Annotated in this window: 17 protein-coding genes and 2 pseudogenes; 4 read left to right on the top strand and 15 right to left on the bottom strand. The window is 43.7% G+C overall.

The genetic code is table 11. From position 1 onward, the window contains the following. Nucleotides 1-34: 34 nt before the first annotated feature. Both MHH65_RS02300 and MHH65_RS02295 read right to left on the bottom strand, forming a co-directional pair. A complete protein-coding gene (locus tag MHH65_RS02300; RefSeq protein WP_135032875.1) occupies nt 35-1,117 on the bottom strand; it encodes a C45 family peptidase in 1,083 nt (360 codons plus the stop codon). 89 nt (nt 1,118-1,206) lie between these two features. Continuing rightward, entirely contained in the window at nt 1,207-1,839 is a 633-nt protein-coding gene (locus tag MHH65_RS02295) for a GDSL-type esterase/lipase family protein (RefSeq protein ID WP_254968179.1), read from the bottom strand. Nucleotides 1,840-2,245: 406 nt separating this feature from the next. On the opposite strand from MHH65_RS02295, the gene MHH65_RS02290 reads away from it, so the two are divergent. Further along, entirely contained in the window at nt 2,246-2,881 is a 636-nt protein-coding gene (locus MHH65_RS02290) for an FMN-dependent NADH-azoreductase (protein ID WP_024425558.1), read from the top strand. Between the two features lie 33 nt (nt 2,882-2,914). Here the strand turns inward: MHH65_RS02290 and MHH65_RS02285 are convergent, their stop codons facing one another. From MHH65_RS02285 to MHH65_RS02250, 8 genes are all read right to left on the bottom strand, one after another. Continuing rightward, nucleotides 2,915-3,685 (bottom strand): IclR family transcriptional regulator, encoded by a 771-nt coding sequence (locus MHH65_RS02285; RefSeq protein WP_024427337.1) that lies wholly within the window; start codon nt 3,683-3,685, stop codon nt 2,915-2,917. Further along, entirely contained in the window at nt 3,669-4,715 is a 1,047-nt protein-coding gene (locus MHH65_RS02280) for a biotin-dependent carboxyltransferase family protein (protein WP_342497892.1), read from the bottom strand. The genes MHH65_RS02285 and MHH65_RS02280 overlap by 17 nt, the downstream gene beginning before the upstream one ends. Beyond that, nucleotides 4,712-5,458 (bottom strand): 5-oxoprolinase subunit PxpB, encoded by a 747-nt coding sequence (gene pxpB, locus MHH65_RS02275; protein ID WP_268414499.1) that lies wholly within the window; start codon nt 5,456-5,458, stop codon nt 4,712-4,714. The genes MHH65_RS02280 and pxpB overlap by 4 nt, the downstream gene beginning before the upstream one ends. An 18-nt stretch (nt 5,459-5,476) precedes the next feature. Beyond that, nucleotides 5,477-6,268, bottom strand: coding sequence for a putative hydro-lyase (locus MHH65_RS02270; RefSeq protein WP_041116698.1), 792 nt, complete (start codon nt 6,266-6,268; stop codon nt 5,477-5,479). A 5-nt stretch (nt 6,269-6,273) separates the two neighbouring features. Further along, entirely contained in the window at nt 6,274-7,491 is a 1,218-nt protein-coding gene (locus tag MHH65_RS02265; protein ID WP_041116696.1) for an NRAMP family divalent metal transporter, read from the bottom strand. Nucleotides 7,492-7,517: 26 nt separating this feature from the next. Next, nucleotides 7,518-8,276 carry a 5-oxoprolinase subunit PxpA gene (locus MHH65_RS02260; protein WP_098677285.1) on the bottom strand — a complete coding sequence of 253 codons (759 nt, stop codon included), beginning with the start codon at nt 8,274-8,276 and terminating at the stop codon, nt 7,518-7,520. Between the two features lie 183 nt (nt 8,277-8,459). Beyond that, nucleotides 8,460-9,215, bottom strand: coding sequence for a Cof-type HAD-IIB family hydrolase (locus tag MHH65_RS02255; RefSeq protein WP_024425552.1), 756 nt, complete (start codon nt 9,213-9,215; stop codon nt 8,460-8,462). Between the two features lie 127 nt (nt 9,216-9,342). Next, nucleotides 9,343-9,612: an excalibur calcium-binding domain-containing protein gene (locus tag MHH65_RS02250; RefSeq protein WP_080769491.1), complete on the bottom strand. Its 270-nt coding sequence runs from the start codon at nt 9,610-9,612 to the stop codon at nt 9,343-9,345. A gap of 184 nt (nt 9,613-9,796) precedes the next feature. Between MHH65_RS02250 and MHH65_RS02245 the strand changes: the two are divergent. The 3 genes and pseudogenes from MHH65_RS02245 (at nt 9,797) to MHH65_RS02235 (ending at nt 10,754) form a co-directional block, all read left to right on the top strand. After that, nucleotides 9,797-10,173, top strand: a pseudogene (locus MHH65_RS02245) (VOC family protein). A gap of 25 nt (nt 10,174-10,198) precedes the next feature. Then, nucleotides 10,199-10,492, top strand: a complete 294-nt coding sequence (locus MHH65_RS02240; protein ID WP_041116690.1) for a DUF5316 family protein — start codon at nt 10,199-10,201, stop codon at nt 10,490-10,492. Between the two features lie 25 nt (nt 10,493-10,517). Further along, a complete protein-coding gene (locus MHH65_RS02235; RefSeq protein WP_041116688.1) occupies nt 10,518-10,754 on the top strand; it encodes a DUF2651 family protein in 237 nt (78 codons plus the stop codon). 196 nt (nt 10,755-10,950) lie between these two features. Here the strand turns inward: MHH65_RS02235 and MHH65_RS02230 are convergent. The 5 genes and pseudogenes from MHH65_RS02230 to MHH65_RS02210 form a co-directional block, all read right to left on the bottom strand. Further along, a pseudogene (locus MHH65_RS02230) lies at nt 10,951-11,344 on the bottom strand (RidA family protein). A gap of 226 nt (nt 11,345-11,570) precedes the next feature. Then, nucleotides 11,571-13,319: a methyl-accepting chemotaxis protein gene (locus MHH65_RS02225; RefSeq protein ID WP_041116683.1), complete on the bottom strand. Its 1,749-nt coding sequence runs from the start codon at nt 13,317-13,319 to the stop codon at nt 11,571-11,573. Between the two features lie 99 nt (nt 13,320-13,418). After that, entirely contained in the window at nt 13,419-14,540 is a 1,122-nt protein-coding gene (locus MHH65_RS02220) for a mannitol-1-phosphate 5-dehydrogenase (protein ID WP_264316037.1), read from the bottom strand. 1 nt (nt 14,541) lies between these two features. Beyond that, entirely contained in the window at nt 14,542-14,976 is a 435-nt protein-coding gene (locus tag MHH65_RS02215; protein ID WP_012008933.1) for a PTS sugar transporter subunit IIA, read from the bottom strand. Nucleotides 14,977-15,071: 95 nt separating this feature from the next. Continuing rightward, nucleotides 15,072-16,514, bottom strand: coding sequence for a PTS mannitol transporter subunit IICB (locus MHH65_RS02210; protein WP_034283798.1), 1,443 nt, complete (start codon nt 16,512-16,514; stop codon nt 15,072-15,074). Between the last annotated feature and the right edge of the window lie 479 nt (nt 16,515-16,993).

Genomic DNA, 16,993 nt, shown 5'->3' with positions numbered 1-16,993 from the left:
ACAGCGGCTGTGACAAAATATAAACAAGGGATCATCAGACACTTCTCCAAAATGACGGTCCATAATCCTTTTGATGAAATTGAACCTTTTGTTCTTGAAAAGGCAATGAATCCCCGGCTTTTAAAGAATAAGTCGGATTGTATACGGGAGAGCCAAAGCAATAATCGATTGTGCCTTCTTCTGGACGGAACATGACGGTTCGCATCGTTCCAAACAGCTCCTCATAATTGTGCACAGTCAGACCATCAGGATATTCTGTCTGGAACAGCTTCAAAAGAGAATCACTTGATCGTTGCTCTTTTAAAGCTTCCATTAACATATCGTATCTGACAACAGAATGATGTTTGGTCATCCCTTTTGCTGTTTGATCAGCTACCGGATGGTTCGTTGCAGCAATATAACCTCTCTCCGGTCTCCTCACCCTTTTTTGACCATCAATGATTTCAATCACAGCCGCCTTTCCTTTTCGATCGGCAAGCATGATATGAACATTTGAGGCAACGGGCATTTCCTCAATAGAGCGAATGGCTTCCTCGACCGTTGGACAGGATTCCAGAACAGAGCGAATCACATGATACACCTGCAAACCGGCGACGGCTGGAGGCTTTAAACCGGGTTCATTGCCAACCGGCGGACCGCAAGCAGAGAAAGTCACAGCAAGACCATGCTCATTCATTCCATCAGATCTGCCAAACAACAGCAGCGACGAGCCTGTATGATATACTGAGCCTTTCACATGTGTCGTCACAAGACGCATATCATCAAAAATCGGGGAGAAATCATAGTTACGCAGCATGACCGTTTGTTGACCGGCCGCCATATTCCCCTGCCTCACACAGTGGGAACAGCCTGGCTGAAGATGAGATGAATAGAAAAAGGTCAAATAACGCTCATCTAATTGCATTTCATCACAAAACCCAGCAATCTCTTCATCTAATTGAGGAAGAAAGGGACGGATCAGCTGCTTCGTTTCTTTCACAGCCTGTTGTGTTACCGGTTCTGTTCGAATATATTGTGTCTTTAGCAACGGGTTCTCCTTAAGCCAGACAGCCTGCTGTTTTCCTACTTCATAAGCCGTTCCTGTCATCTTTTGAAAAAACGCACTGATTTCCTCCATGCCTGCACACCTCTTTCGCCTTCGTTTCTTTTATCATATCGAAACCGTCATATATTGAAAAGGATGAAAAAAACTGCAATCCCACCGGATTACAGCTGTTTACAGTATGCCTTAAACAATGCTTCTGCCATCGCTTCATACCCCTTAGGATTCGGGTGAAATTGATCAATCGATAAGTAGGCTCTTTCATGTCCTTCAAACGCCCGGTACACATCCACAACTTCTACATGCGGATTCGCAGCAAGCAAACGAAGCTGTTGATTATATTGCTGAAGCCACCGCCCGGCTATTGGTATTTGCGGAAATGGATTATATAAATTCATGAAATACACGTAGTAGGGCTGATGCTGCCCTCTTTTAATTTGAGCGATTTCTTGAATCATCTTGCTAAAATTCGCCTGGCAATGCGTGACCGCTTGCAGCAGTTTCTTTTCATCTTCACCTTCTTCATACTGCTGAACAGCTTGAACAAGGTCATTCCCACAGCCTGTGATGGTGATGATGTCTGCTGCTGCAATCGCACGTCTCACCTCTGACCGTTTGAAGAGCTGTAAAATCTGCTCGGTCGTTAACCCTGATTTTGCAAATACGGACAGCTCAACCGGTGCATGCGTCTTTTTTTCAAGCATCCACCAAAACCGCTGAACAAATCCTCCGCCAAATAAACGTGCCCCCACCCCAACTGTTAAGGAATCTCCAATCGCAACATAGGATCGTCCCACTCTTATCCCTCACTCTCTCCTGCCTTCTCTTATATATACGAAACCGGAGAACAGATGCTTGTAGCAGATGACTTAGGGGCATCCATCTTTTTTTGAGATGCAGCGCCTTTACAAACTCTTTACTTGCGATATCGATCAATTTTTTGTTCAATAAGAGTAGGCTTTTTGCGCTGAAAACTGCGTGTTTACGCGTTCCAGAAAAATTTACAAACTTTTTATCTTGATTTCGAGACTTTTTACCTTGACTTCAAACTACATAGTGATTACAATGAAAATATCAGTTTTCATGTAACTGTGCTTGTTACATCTTTTTCATAGCATTCCAATATGATTAAAGATGCCACATATTCAGTGTACCTTTGGGATACGCTAAAAAAATAACCGAAACAGAAAGGATTGAATGAACATGGCAAAAGTTTTATACATCACTGCACATCCGCATGATGAAACAGTTTCTTACAGTATGGCTACTGCTAAGGCATTTATCGAATCTTATAAGGAAGCAAATCCAAGTGACGAGGTTGTACATATCGATTTGTACAAAGAAAACATCCCTCACATTGATGCAGATGTATTCGCTGGCTGGGGCAAACTTCAATCTGGCGCTGGTTTCGATACACTTTCAGCTGAAGAGCAAGCGAAAGTTGCTCGTCTAAACGAATTAAGTGATCAATTCGTTTCTGCTGACAAATATGTATTTGTTTCACCACTTTGGAACTTCTCATTCCCACCAGTTCTTAAAGCATACATCGACTCTGTTGCTGTAGCTGGTAAAACATTCAAATACACTGAGCAAGGTCCTGTTGGATTATTAACAGACAAAAAAGCTCTTCACATCCAAGCACGTGGCGGATACTACTCTGAGGGTCCTGCTGCTGAACTTGAAGCAGGTCACCGTTACCTTGGTACAATCGCTAACTTCTTCGGAATTCCTTCTTTCGAAGGTCTTATCGTTGAAGGTCACAATGCTGAGCCTGCGAAAGCAGAGCAAATTAAAGCAGATGCAATCGAACGTGCGAAAGCTTTAGGAAAAACTTTCTAATAACTGCACACAAAAAGCCAATGATCTTTACGGTCATTGGCTTTTTATTTGTTCAGAAAAGCCTAATTCTCTCGAAATATCACTGGCGGCTTTTTTCACCTGTTTAATTAAGTAAGGTAAGCGTTCTTTTTGATATCCTGCTTCAAATCCTGCAATGCTAATACCTGCTGCCACTTCCCCTAGATGATTGAAAATAGGAGCTCCAATCGCAGCTGTATAGTTTTCAAGCTCAGAATAGCTTAGCGTATATCCCCTCGCATTTGATTCTTCCAGCATGTTTCTTAGAACCTCTTTATCTGTGATGGTCCCAATTCCGATCTTCCCCAGCTCAATTGAGTCAATATAGGCAAGTCTCTCGCTCTCTGGCAAAAAGGAGAGAATACTTCTCGCACAGGCACCCGCATATAGGGGAGACCGTCTGCCAACGGCGGTGTAGAGACGAACAGGCTGCGTACCTTCAATCTTTTCCACGTAAATGGCTTCGTCGCCCTCACGAACAATGAGCTGTACAGCTTCTCCTACTTCATCCCGTAAGCTTTCCATAAATGGTCTTGCAATCCTTCGAATATCAAGGCGGTCCGCCACAAGCTGACCGTATTCAAGGAACATTAAGCCTAATCGATAAACACCTGTTTCTTGCTTTTCTAACAGTCCCATATCGGCTAAAGAGCTCGCCATGCGATGGACAGATGTTTTCGGCATACCGGAAAGCTCGATCATTTCATTTAATGTTAATTGATCGTGAGCGATAAACAGCCGCAAAATCTCCATTGATTTCACAACCGTTTTATTTGTGTTTTGCATCTTCTTCACCTTTTCTAAACGAGAATGCTTCCAGCTTGATTCTTGCGGCCAGCTCCCTCAGTTCTGCTTCTTGCTTAAATAACGCCTGCTCTGCATCCCGATGATCTATTTGTTCAAAATACAGCTTTGCCCCAGGCATCGCCTGTGCAATAAGCGGTAAATCAACAGTCGCTACTTCTCCTATACGCGGGTATCCGCCTGTCGTCTGCCGATCTGCCAGCAGAATAATCGGCTGGCCATCGGGTGGAATTTGAATAGATCCAAAGGCGACAGCTTCTGAGATCAATTCCAGCTTTTCTTTTAAATGAATCGGCTCTCCCTTTAGCCGGCAGCCCATGCGATCTGATTGGGGTGTGACCTGATAAGGCTGCTCAAAAAACGCGGTTTGAAATGTTTCTTGAAAATGAGGAAGATGCCTGCCTGCCAGCACACGAATCACTGGTGATTTCCGCAGCGGTAAAAAATGATCATGACTCACTGTCCAATCGGGTGCGCCGTATCCCGCCTGTTTCACTTTATTTTTCAGCCTATCAAACAAATGATCCGCTACGAGAGACAGCTCTCCAACAGGCAGAACATCGCCTTTTTCAAGCGGTCGTCCCTTCAGTCCACCGATCCCTGCTCTGACATAGGTGCTTTTGCTCTGCATGACTGGTTCCACATCAAATCCACCTGCTACAGCAAGATAAACGCGGCAGCCTCTCTTACAAAGACCAAAGGTGATCGTGCTTCCTGATCGAACAAAGAGCGGCTTCCATAATGGTGCCCGCTCTCCATCAATATCAATCTCTACATCAGCACCAGTGACTGCAATGAGCTGATCCTTCTCACATGTGAGCACAGGCCCCGGCCCCATCAACGTCACTTCCAGCACGGCTTCGTTTTCTTGGTTGCCAGTGAGAATGTTGGCGATTCTAAGTGAGAGCGGGTCCATGCCGCCGCTCGTTAAAACACCATACTTTTGATAGCCTTGCCGCCCTTTATCTTGAATGGTTGTGTAGATTCCTGGCTTGATGACATGAATACTCAACGTTTTGCCTCCTTCATGCTGAAAAATTCCTTTTCAGACATTTGGACAAATCTGACCTCGTCCCCTGCTTTCAATAGACTCGGAATTTCCTCGTCTGGGCGAAAAAGCGGCAGCGGGGTTTGTCCAATGAGCTGCCAGCCCCCGGGTGTGGAAATTGGATAAACGCCTGTCTGCTTTCCTGCAATACCAACAGAGCCTTTTGGAATGGACATCCTTGGTGTTTCTCTGCGTGGTGCCGCGATCTTTTCAGACAGCCCGCCTAAAAACGGAAACCCTGGGGCAAATCCAATCATATAGACAAGGTACGTGCCCGCAGTGTGAATACGCACGACTTCCTCTGGCGTTAAACCATTGATACGGGCAACCTCTTCTAAATCAGGGCCCAGCGCTCCCCCGTAACAGACTGGAATGTCAACGATGCGGCGCTTTACCTGAACTCCCTCCTGCCATTTGTCTTCAAGAAGTTGTTCAATATAGCCTTTGACCCATTCATATGGAGATAGGTCATGTGTTTGAAGCTGGGCCGATTGATGAACGGTATAAGGCTCGTAGAAAACAGTCACGTTTGTAAAGGCTTGAACCGCTTCTACATATCCTTCAAATGGGTGCTGTTCAATACATGCAAACAGCTGCTCAACACGTACATGAATCTCCTCACGTATGTCAGCTCCAGCTTGGATGACGATCGCTGCATCTCCCAGCGGGTGGTAGGTGATGGAATCTTTTATCGTTGAAAAAGCCACTTGAGAACACCTCTCTTTCTACAGTACACCTAGCTTTTGATCTCTTCGATCTGTGATGAACATATGACCGGGTGCATGAGTGATCGCAATATCGGGTTTTGTATGCATGACAATGGCTTGCGGCGTCACACCACATGCCCAAAACACCGGGACTTCTCCTTCTTTGATCACAGATGGTTCTCCAAAGTCAGGCTGACCTATATCGGAAATGCCAATCACCGCTGGGTCCCCTATATGGATCGGTCCGCCATGGACTGATGGAAATCGAGATGTCACTTGAACACTTCTTGTGACTTGATGCGCCGGAATGGGTCTCATGCTGACCACCATCGGGCCATGAAAGACTCCTGCTTTTTCACAAGCTATATTCGTTTGATACATGGGTACGTTATGACCGTCTTCGATATGGCGGACAGGAATGTCATTTAGCATAAGCGCGTGCTCAAACGTAAAACTGCATCCAATGAGAAAGGCAACCATATCATCCTCCCAATAAGCAGTGATATCTGTCACCTCTTCTTCAAGAATCCCTTTTCGGTAAATACGGTACTTAGGAAAGTCCGTACGAATATCCGCTTGAGGCGCAGACCGTCTTGGCACTGGATCACCTGGGTCCAGTACATCAAGCAAGGGACATGCAGCCGGATTCCGCTGACAAAATAATAGAAAATCAAAGGCAAGTTCCTTTTTGACAATCATTAAATTGGCTTGAGCAAACCCCTCTGCAAAGCCAGCCGTTGGTCCTGTGATCTTTTTTTCGCGAATCAATTCTCTCATCTGTGATGGCTCATATGTTTGATAAGTATTCATCTGAATCAACTCCATAGTTTCGGGATTTCATTAATGATGGTATAGCCGCCCATCATCGCCATAATGACCACAACAAATGCACCAGTCACTGTCAAAAAGAATGGATGCCGATAATCTCCGACAATGTCTTTCTTATACGCCGCAACGAGTAATGTGCCAAGGGCGAGCGGCAAAATCAATGCATTGATCGCTCCAACTAATATCAAGATGTTCACTGGTCTTCCGATCGTAATAAAACAAAGGGTCGAGAGGGCAATAAAGCCAATGATGATACCACGCTGGTTTTGCTCAATTTTTGGTGAGAAGGTTTTGAAGAAAGAAACAGATGTGTATGCTGCTCCAATGACGGATGTAATCGCCGCAGCCCACATAATAATCCCGAACATTTTATATCCGATATTTCCTGAAGCTAATTGAAAAACAGAGGCAGGCGGGTTGGATGGATCTATCTGCAAGCCTTTTGAGACAACTCCTAATGTGGCAAGAAAGAGTGCCACACGCATGACAGATGTAATTAACACACCGAAAATAGAGCTTTTCGTCACTTGCGGCAGTGCTTCCTTCCCCTTAATACCTGCATCCAGCAAGCGATGCCCGCCAGCAAAGACGATATAGCCGCCTACCGTTCCGCCCACAAGTGTCACAATGGATAAAATATCAATCGTCTCTGGGACAAATGTTCTCACGGCTGCTTCTCCAACTGGCGGCGCTGTTGAAATCGCCACGTACAGCATCAGGCCAATCATGACAAAGCCTGCCGCCTGCGTAAAACGGTCCATCGCTTTCCCAGCCTCTTTGATCACAAAGATGAGAATGGCAATCACAGCACTGATCCCTGCGCCGATTCGCGGATCGACACCGAAGATCACCTGAAAACCGAGACCAGCTCCAGCGATATTTCCGATGTTAAAGGCAAGTCCTCCAATGACAATCAAAAAGGCCAGCACATACCCGAGACCCGGGAGCACCATATTCGCTATATCCTGACCTCGTTTTTCTGAAACCGCAATGATGCGCCATACATTTGTTTGTGCAAAAATATCTAATAAAATTGAGATCAAAATGACAAACCCAAAGCTAGCCGCAAGCTGCTGTGTGAAGACGGTTGTTTGTGTTAAAAATCCCGGTCCGATCGCGGACGTCGCCATTAAAAAGGCAGCGCCCATCAGCATAGAACGATTCCCCTTTGGTGCCTTCATGTGTTTGACTTTCTCTGTTTTCATGCTGTTTCCCCCTTTGATGACGATTTTTATTGAAAGGCCTTGAGATGAATCCCGGCTTCTTTTAGCTTCGCTGTAATGGTTTTTGCAAATTGAAGCGCATGGCTGCCGTCTCCGTGAATGCAGACCGTATCTGCTTTGAGCTCGATATCTTCTCCTTGAACTGTACGAACCCTGCCTTCTCTCACCATACGAACAACCTGGTGGACGGCCCGTTCATCCTCTTCAATGAGTGCATGTGGTTCGCGGCGGGATGTCAGCGTCCCGTCTGTTTGATACGTCCGATCAGAAAAAACTTCATGTGCCACTTGAAGACCTATTCGTTCACCTGCTAACGCAAGTTCACTGCCTGACAGACCAAATAACACAAGGTTTGGGTCCACATCATAAACAGCCTTCGAAATTGATTCAGATAATTCAGTATTTTTAGCCGCCATGTTGTAGAGGGCGCCGTGTGGTTTGACATGCTGCATCGTACCGCCCTCGGCCTTGAGAAAGGCTGATAGAGCGCCAATTTGATAGATGACAAGATCATAGGCTTCCTCTGCGGAGATAGCCATTGGACGTCTGCCAAAGCCGGCCAAATCTTGCAAACCCGGATGCGCACCAATTTTAACCCCTTTATCCAGTGCCATTCTAACTGTCTTTCTCATGACCGTTGGATCTCCTGCATGAAAACCGCAAGCAATGTTGGCTGAGGTGACATATTCTAAGATTTGTTCGTCTGCACCGATTGTGTATTGACCAAAGCTTTCTCCCAAATCACAGTTGATATCCACTTGATACATAGAATCCCTCCTTGTTGTTCCGAAATACGGAATATAAAGTTCGAATATTCGAATTTATATTGATTATACCAACTTTGGATAGACTGCACATGAAATTGGCAGAAAACATAACATTCGAACTAGGAGAAAACAAAAAAAGCGAGAGGCAAAGTCCTCTCACTTTTTCTTGTAATGAAGTGCACTTTATTTAGACAGCACCCAATGTTGGATGGCTTTTGCAACGCCGTGTTCTGTGTTAGGAGCCGTAATCCAATCAGCGGCCTCTTTCACCACTTCCTGGGCATTTCCCATCGCAATGCCTAATCCGGCTTCTTGAATCATGGCCATATCATTGAGGCTGTCGCCAAGTGACATGACGTTGTCCATCGTACAGCCAATGCGTTCTGCTACTTTTGCAAGAGCTGCCGCTTTGTTAATGCCGGCTGCATTCACTTCGATATTCGTTGGACTTGAGTTTGTGATCTCTAGGTGCTTATTTGTTTTCAATGTATTGAGTACTTCCTCACGAACGTCATCATCATGAATATCAAAGCCAAATTTCAGCCATTCATGGTCATGAATCCGTTCAGGGAATTCACCTCTCCACACCTTATCCACAGTCGAAGCCCAGTAATCGGTTTCGTACCTATTTTTTAAATCCCACATCATTTGGACGTGATCAGGATGCAGCAGATCTCGTTCGATCAGCTGAAAATTTGAATCCCAGATTTCACTTCCGTTTGCTGTCACGAGGTAAGACGATAACTTGAGCGGCTCAACCAGCTCTCGGCATGTCATCAGTGTCCGCCCTGTGCTAATGACCACATGGACCCCTTTTGCTTCAGCTTCTTTAATGGCTTGTTTATTTTCCTCTGGAATGATGTGCTCACTGTTTAACAGCGTGCCATCCATATCAATGGCAATCAATCGGATGTCTTTCTTATGAGCTTGTGTTGACAAATTGAGTACCCCACTTTGTATCGATTTTTGAAACTATCTTTATTTTAATATAAAGAGGAAGCTGGCACAAAGGGACGAGTTTGATCCCATAGAAAAAAGACCTTATTACAGGTCTTTTCACATGTGCTTAGCGTTCACACGCAATGCCGTCTTTATCGCGGTCAAGCCGCATATTTTTTTGATAAAGTGCTTTTGATACATAAGGCTTGTACTTTGTTTTTCCGCCTTTGTTTTTCGTGTTTTTGCTTTTTGCTACGCCGCCTTTATATACTTTGTTCAGTGCTTTGCAATTTTTGTAAGACTTGACCGTTTTTGCATCTGCTGTGTGGGTGTCGACTTGTGTAAAGCTTAGTAAAAGACCTAAAGACAAGACAGCCACCATGATTTTTTTCAACATGTAAGATCCCCCTATTTTTTCTAATTTTACAATTTTATCATATGTCACCACTTTTTGTTTTTCAAGACTATTGAGCTAAATATTTTGATTTTTTTGGCATGAAATATACCTTATATCCTATATGGTACAATGAGTGGGAAACCTTTCCGTTTTTGACACGTATATGAAGAGAGGAGTTTTTCACATGAAAATGAAATATACCATTTTATATGTAAACGATGTGGAGGCGAGTATTCATTTCTATCAGCAAGTACTTGGTTTCCCAATAAAATTGAGGGTTGAATCCTATGTTGAGTTTGATACTGGAGACGTGACGTTATCGATTAATTCACGCCAGGATGTCAAAGAAGCACTCGGATTGCCTTTCCTGATGCAAATCAAGCGTCTCAAACGTTTGAAATTGGCTTTGTTGTGGATGATGTGGAGCAAACGATTGCATCAATGAAGGAAAAAGGGGTTTCGATCATCAAAGAACCTGCAAAAAAACCATGGGGTCAAACGGTCGCTTATGTGTCTGATCCTGATGGTCATTTCATTGAAATATGTGATGCGGTCTCCTAATGGGCTTTGAAGGGAGTGAACCAGAATGAGAAAAAAACATGCTTTTTTCGCCGGTGTTTGCTCAATGATTGTGATTTGCAGCGCCGCTATGATGTTGCAGCACCTTGAATGGATTGGGTTTGTCAGCGGCGGGATTTCTATTATTGGGGTCGTGATGTCTGGGGTGCTAATGGGTGCTTGGACAAGTGGAGAAGAGACACGAGCAGCCTATCATTCTGAAACAAAAGAACACCGAATGTGGCGCCTTGATACGGCTTTTCTTGTGATGATTTTTGCACTTCCGCACATGGCTGCTTCGGTCTTTTATGTTTTGATGTAAACACTTATTAAAAGGAGTTAGCAATATGGCTGTTTTTATTCTATTCATTGTATTTGGCTTTCCTATTATCTCTGTGCTGATTGGCATATTGGGCACGCTCTTTTTGAAGAATGTTTGGATGCCTACTTTGATTGTGCTGTTAGCAAGCTTGATCTTCATGTTCACCTCTATTGGCGGGAATGTATCTTTTCTCATTTGGGTCATCGTCTACACCGTCTTTACGTTCCTTGCTGGATGGATCACAAAGCGGCTCAGCGTGTAGACAAACCCTCGCATTCTGTGTCACGTCTGCGTGCCGGTGCTCACGAATGTCAAATTCGCTCCGAGCCGGTACTCGTCCTTCCTAGACTTCAAAGGTTTTCTATCACGCTGAAAAGAAGACAAAGGGCTAAAATCAAGATCATTTTAGCCCTTTGTCAACAATTTGAAAGAACAGTTTTCACTGTTCTTTTTTTGAATCATATATCCGCACACCATAATTCAATTTCAATTTTCAGCTCCGGCCATCCTAAAGCTGATACATAAGCAATCGTCATTGATGGGTAAGCTGTTTTGAAGATCGTATCCCACTGAGGATATAGATGGTCCCAGTCGATTTCTTCTGTTGCCCATATATTGACCCTTGATCACATGTTCTTCATTCAATCCTTCTGATTCAAGGATTTTTTTAATGTTTTCAAACGTATTCGTTACTTGGTCGTTTAAGCTTGATGGGATCTGCCCATCTATATCTGTCCCTACCTGACCCGATGTAACAAATAATCCCGCACCCTTTGGCACCCTTGTGATATGACTGTAGTGACCAACAGGTTTCGGCATACTTTCTGGGTTTTTTCTCGTGATTTTTTCCATGTTATATCCCTCACTCACGTTTATTTTTCTGCTTGTTTCTTCATTTGGTAGACAGACTTCACCAATTTCTATCTATCCTAAAAGAAAACAGCAGTGGAGTATCCATAGCCACAAGATAAGGACATTAATATCTTCTTTTTCATGACCGAAACACTCCTTTTGTTTGCGTGAGCAAGGTTTTGATTAACTTCATCGTACCTGACAAGTGATACATCGTCAAAATGATTTACAGACGATAACGCGCAATGTCCTGATTCAATCGCATGCTAAGCTCATTAAGTCTTTCTGCTGCTTTTGCCACATTAGAAATGGCTGTCACTTGTTCGTCTGTGGATGCAGTGATTTCCTCGATCGCCGCCGCATTTTCTTGAGAAACATGTGCTGCGCCGTGCATGGCTTTTGTGATGAGGTCGTTTTGCTCCAGCAGTGTATTCAGCTCTTTTGCCATCGCGTTTGTTTCAACGATGGTTTGTGAAATCAATGTAGAGATGGCATTGAATTCATGTTCTGTTGCATGCACTGCTTCATCCAGCTCGGCAAAACGATCCATTGTGCTCGACATGATGCCGGCTGTTGCCGTCGTTTCTTCTTTAATGCCTTGAATCATTTGCTGAATTTGAACGGCTGATTGTTTTGTCTGTTCAGCTAAATTCCGCACTTCACTCGCCACAACTGAGAAGCCTTTGCCATGCTCTCCTGCACGTGCTGCCTCAATACTTGCATTCAGTGCCAGTAAATTCGTCTCATTTGAAATGCTCTCAATCGTATCTGTGATTTGAGAGATATCCTGTACTTTTGTACTTAACTGCTCGATTCCTGCTCTAATGCCTTGAGACGCCTGAATCGATTGTTCATTCGATTGTTTTAATTGCTGTACGATTTGCTGGCCCTGCTGTGATGATTGACTCGATTGGTCGGAAATCCGTTTAATTTGATCACTCTGTTCTTTGACATTCTCAATCGATTGATTAAACTGGGTCATTTGTTGATTGGCTTCTTCAAGATCAGATGCTTGATGAAGTGTTCCAGTCGAAATATCTCCGATGGCTCGTCCAATTTCTTCACTGCTGGCTGAGGTTTCTTCAGATATCGCCGATAAATCTGTCGCTGATTCAACAAGCTGACTGCTCGTTTCCTGTAAACCGCTCACCAGTGTTCTGAGCTCTCCTGACATATGGTTAAAGCCTTTTGCCAGCTGTCCGATTTCATCCGTTGTTTCCTTTAAGCTCGTGCGTTCAATATTCCCCGCCGCAATTTCCTTTGAAGCAGCAGTGACTTGCTTCAGCAGTCTGACTTTTCCTCGAGCAGCTAAATAAAAGACGCCTAGACTCAGAAGGGCGACACCCGCTGTAATGAGAATAATATAAAGCTTCATCTGCTCTAATTCTTTATAAAATTCGTCCTGGAAGACAGCGATACCTACACTCCAATTCCACGGTGTAAACTGGCTCATATAGGCGAGCTTTTCTTTTTCTTCGCCGGTTGCATCGTCCTTATCCATATAGGTCACATAGTGTGCATCCTCGCCTTTTGCATTGGCGCCAGCGACCATTTTTTCACGATTGGTCGTGTTATCTGGAATGACACCGATGTCGTTGACAGGATGAACCTGGGTAGAATAGTCAGTGCCATAAGCGATCAGATAGCCTTTATTTTTATAGATAAAATCTGATTTTTGAGATTGGTATCCCTTCCCGTTGTCATTTTTGGGCCCGCTCAAGTAAAGCCGGGCTTGTTCTTGCGCCTGCTCAAGCGTCAGTTCTTTTTTCTCCACACGGTCATTCAACTGTTCAAGTGTGGCCATCGCTCCGCTGACGATGTGCTTTAAATCTGCTTTCCCTGCATCAATTAAGACATGTTTCGCTAACAAATAACCCGTTGTTCCAACTAGTCCACCTGTTAAAATCGTGATCACGATAATGGCAGACATTAATTGAAAAAAGACACTTCTTGACGCAAACGCTTTCTTTTTCATGTACAAATTCCCCCTTACTTTATATATCGTCATGCAGGGAAAAGTATTAAAAAAGTCATTGAAAAAATCCCTTTCTCACAATGGAAAGGGATTTTCTGATTAATGAGCTGCTTCTTTAAGAATGGCTTGATAAAGATCGTCTGCTGGCGAGAGTCCACATACCTCTTCCAGCACACCTTCAATGCCTTTTTCTTTTCTTAATGCCTGCAGACGAACAGCTTCTTCGTCTTCAGTAAAGTCGTAAGCCAAAGCTGCCACAATGCCTTTAATTAAATACTGTGGCTGTCTGATTTTTTTCGCTGGACCGATTAAACGGTCATTTGCTCCAAGCTTTCTAAGCGGAGAACGTGCGACGCGCGTGACTTCATCAGAGATAAAGGCATTTTCAAATCGTTTGATGATTTTTTGAATATACGCATCATGTTCTTCTTTTTGAAAGCCATAGGTGTCGATTAAATAACTGCCCGTTTCGTGTAGTGCACCTTCGACCACTTGACGAATCTCTGGTGTATCGACAGCTTCTTTAATCGTTTGAACGCCTTTCTCGTACCCTACATAAGCAGCTAGTGCATGTCCTGTGTTGACAGTAAAGAGCTTACGCTCAATATAAGGCGTTAAATCTTGTACAAAGGTCGCTCCATCGATCTGAGGAACGTCTCCAATAAAGCCTGTCTCATCAATGACCCACTCGAAAAATGGCTCGACTGATACTTTCAAAATGTCCTCATGGTGCTGAATGGGGACAATGCGGTCAACCGCAGCGTTTGGAAAACCAACTGTGTGTGACAGCGCTTCTTGTTCATCAGCTGTTAAATGAGAGAAAACAGCTTCCTTTAAATGAGAGCTGCCGCCAATCATATTTTCACACGCCACAATGTTGATGATATGATCAGGCTTTTTCTGTTTTAAACCTTCAGCAATCGATGAAGCAATGATGTTCAAAACAGCTGGTCCAACAGCTGTTGTAATGAGGTCAGCTGTTGCAACTGCCTCAGTTAATGCAGCTGGATCTTTTGCGGAATTGATGGCGGACACAGGACCGACTACTTCTTGCTGCTGCCCTGGAGCTGCGAGTTCCACTGTGTATTCTCTTTTTTCATTCAGCTCGTTGATCACCGCTTCATTTACATCGGTAAAAACGAGCTCAAAGCCTGATGCTTTTAACAAAGATCCGATAAATCCTCTGCCAATATTGCCTGCTCCAAAATGAAGTGCCTTCATGTTAGTTCACCTCGTTAAAGATGGCGATCAGTTCATCCTGATCCTTTGCATGAATGATACGCTCTACGTTTTCTTCCTCTGAACAGACAATCGCAATTTGAGAAAGAATATCGAGATGCTCATTATTTTTACCAGCGATACCAAATACAACTTTGGCAATATTCCCCTCGCCATATTCAACGCCATCTGGAATTTGGATAATGGAAATTCCTGAATGAAGGACAGCCGCTTTCGCATCCTCTGTTCCATGAGGAATGGCAATTCCGTTGCCCATAAATGTAGAAGAAATATTTTCTCTTTCAAACATTTTGTCCACATAATCACTTGTGACATAACCGTTTGCCACTAAGACTTCGCCTGCTTTTTTAATGGCTTCTTCTTTAGAGCCCGCTTGTTCGTTTAGAAAAATATTGTCTTTTGAAAGTACTTGTTTCATGAAAGATCACACACCTTTTTTAGAATGGAAAATCAGAAAACAACCAAAACGGGGAGTTCAATTAGGAAAAATTGGACTCAACCCGTTTCGTCATGTTATTTTTTCAATTTCTCAATCAGCTCATCGTATTTCGGGCTGTTTAAGAAATTATCAACTGAGATATGGACAGCTCCTGGCAGTTTTGCCTTGGCTCTATCTGTTAAATCTTTATGAGTAAAGACCACATCGGCATCATCTGGGATGTTGCTGATGGATGTATTTGTTACATCAATATCTAGCTCTGCCTTTTTGACTTTATTCTTTAAAACGGACGCACCCATCGCACTTGAGCCCATTCCTGCATCACAGGCAAAGATGATTTTGTTCACGTTATCTGGATTGATTTCATCTGGAGATGCTGCTTGCTCGCTTGCTTCAGCACCTTCTTTTTGTGCTGTAAGAGCAGCTGCTGCTGCACTTTTCTTGCCTTTCATGTCTTGCATTTTTTCAGTTGCTGCTGTTAAGTCTTCGTCCACTGCTTTAGACGCTTTCAAAATGACAGAAGCGACAAGGAACGATACAACAGCTGCCACGACAACACCTGCTAGAACAGCAAGGTGGCCGCCTTTTGGTGACATGAGCATAAGAGCGATAATACTTCCTGGTGACGGCACAGCCTTTAAGCCTGCATTTAACAGTGTAAAGGTCAGAACGCCGCTTGCTCCCCCAGCAATAACCGCCAAAATGAGCTTTGGCTTCATTAAGATGTATGGGAAGTAAATCTCATGGATTCCCCCTAAAAATTGAATGACAATCGCACCCGGTGCAGACTGCTTTGCAGTCCCTCTCCCAAAGAACATGTAGGCTAGAAGAACACCTAGACCTGGTCCTGGGTTTGTTTCAAGCAAGAACAGAACGGACTGGCCTGTCTTCGCCGCTTGCTCCACCCCTAATGGACCTAAAATTCCTTGGTTAATTGCATTGTTTAAGAACAATACTTTCGCTGGTTCAATGAAGATACTTGCCAGCGGAAGTAAATGTGCATTGACAATGATATCTACACCTGCCGCAAGGGCTTTATTCAGGCCTAATACCACTGGACCGATGGCGTAGAAAGCAATGGCGACTAAAATGGCACCTAGAATACCTGCACTAAAGTTATTAATCAGCATTTCAAAACCTGATTTGATTCGGTCTTTAAACAGCTGGTCGATTTTCTTAATGAGATAACCGCCAAGCGGTCCCATGATCATTGCGCCTAAAAACATTGGGATGTCCGAACCGACAATAACCCCAATCGTAGCGGTTGCACCGAGTACCCCGCCTCGATGGTCATATACGAGCTTCCCGCCTGTGTAACCGATTAAGAGCGGCAGCAAGTAGTTGATCATTGGACCAACAAGTGTATTTAATTGTTCATTTGGAAAATAACCACTTGGAATGAATAATGCGGTGATGAGTCCCCAAGCGATAAACGCTCCAATATTCGGCATGATCATACCGCTTAAATAGCTTCCAAAGCGCTGTACTTTTACTCGAAATCCGCTTTTTTCCTGCATCTATGAAAACTCCTTTCTTCTCTCCCTTTATTTAGGGCTTTATAGGTCAAAAGATATAAGAACAAGATTCAGTGAAGCCCTTATGCCTATCGTAAAACGCTTTCACTTTCTCTTCAATTGAAACTAAATGTCACTTTGTCACATAGTGTGTGACAAAATTGAAAAATGATGTGAAAATACCTTCAGATCCCAATACAAAAGAGGTGAAAAGGTTGATCTGCCGTTGTTTTGAAACAAAATTCATGGGAATTTCACAACTTTCAAATGGTCTCTTCTTGTTTCCTCTTCTTAAATCGAATAGGCTTATAATTGATCAAACCTATTCAATTAAGAAATGTCTGCGCAGACATGACACAGAAAAAGTGAACCATCTTGCTGTTTGTTTCGTTTACCTTTTAAAGAGGGCGGTACAATAGGAAGAGCGGTTTTTTCTGTGACTCACAGTTTACTGCCGCTTTCTTTCTGATACATGAGACATT

It is taken from the genome of Bacillus sp. FSL L8-0654, assembly GCF_038629965.1.
In the GTDB taxonomy this organism is placed as follows: domain Bacteria; phylum Bacillota; class Bacilli; order Bacillales; family Bacillaceae; genus Bacillus; species Bacillus safensis.
This window is presented reverse-complemented; position numbering and strand designations above follow the sequence as displayed.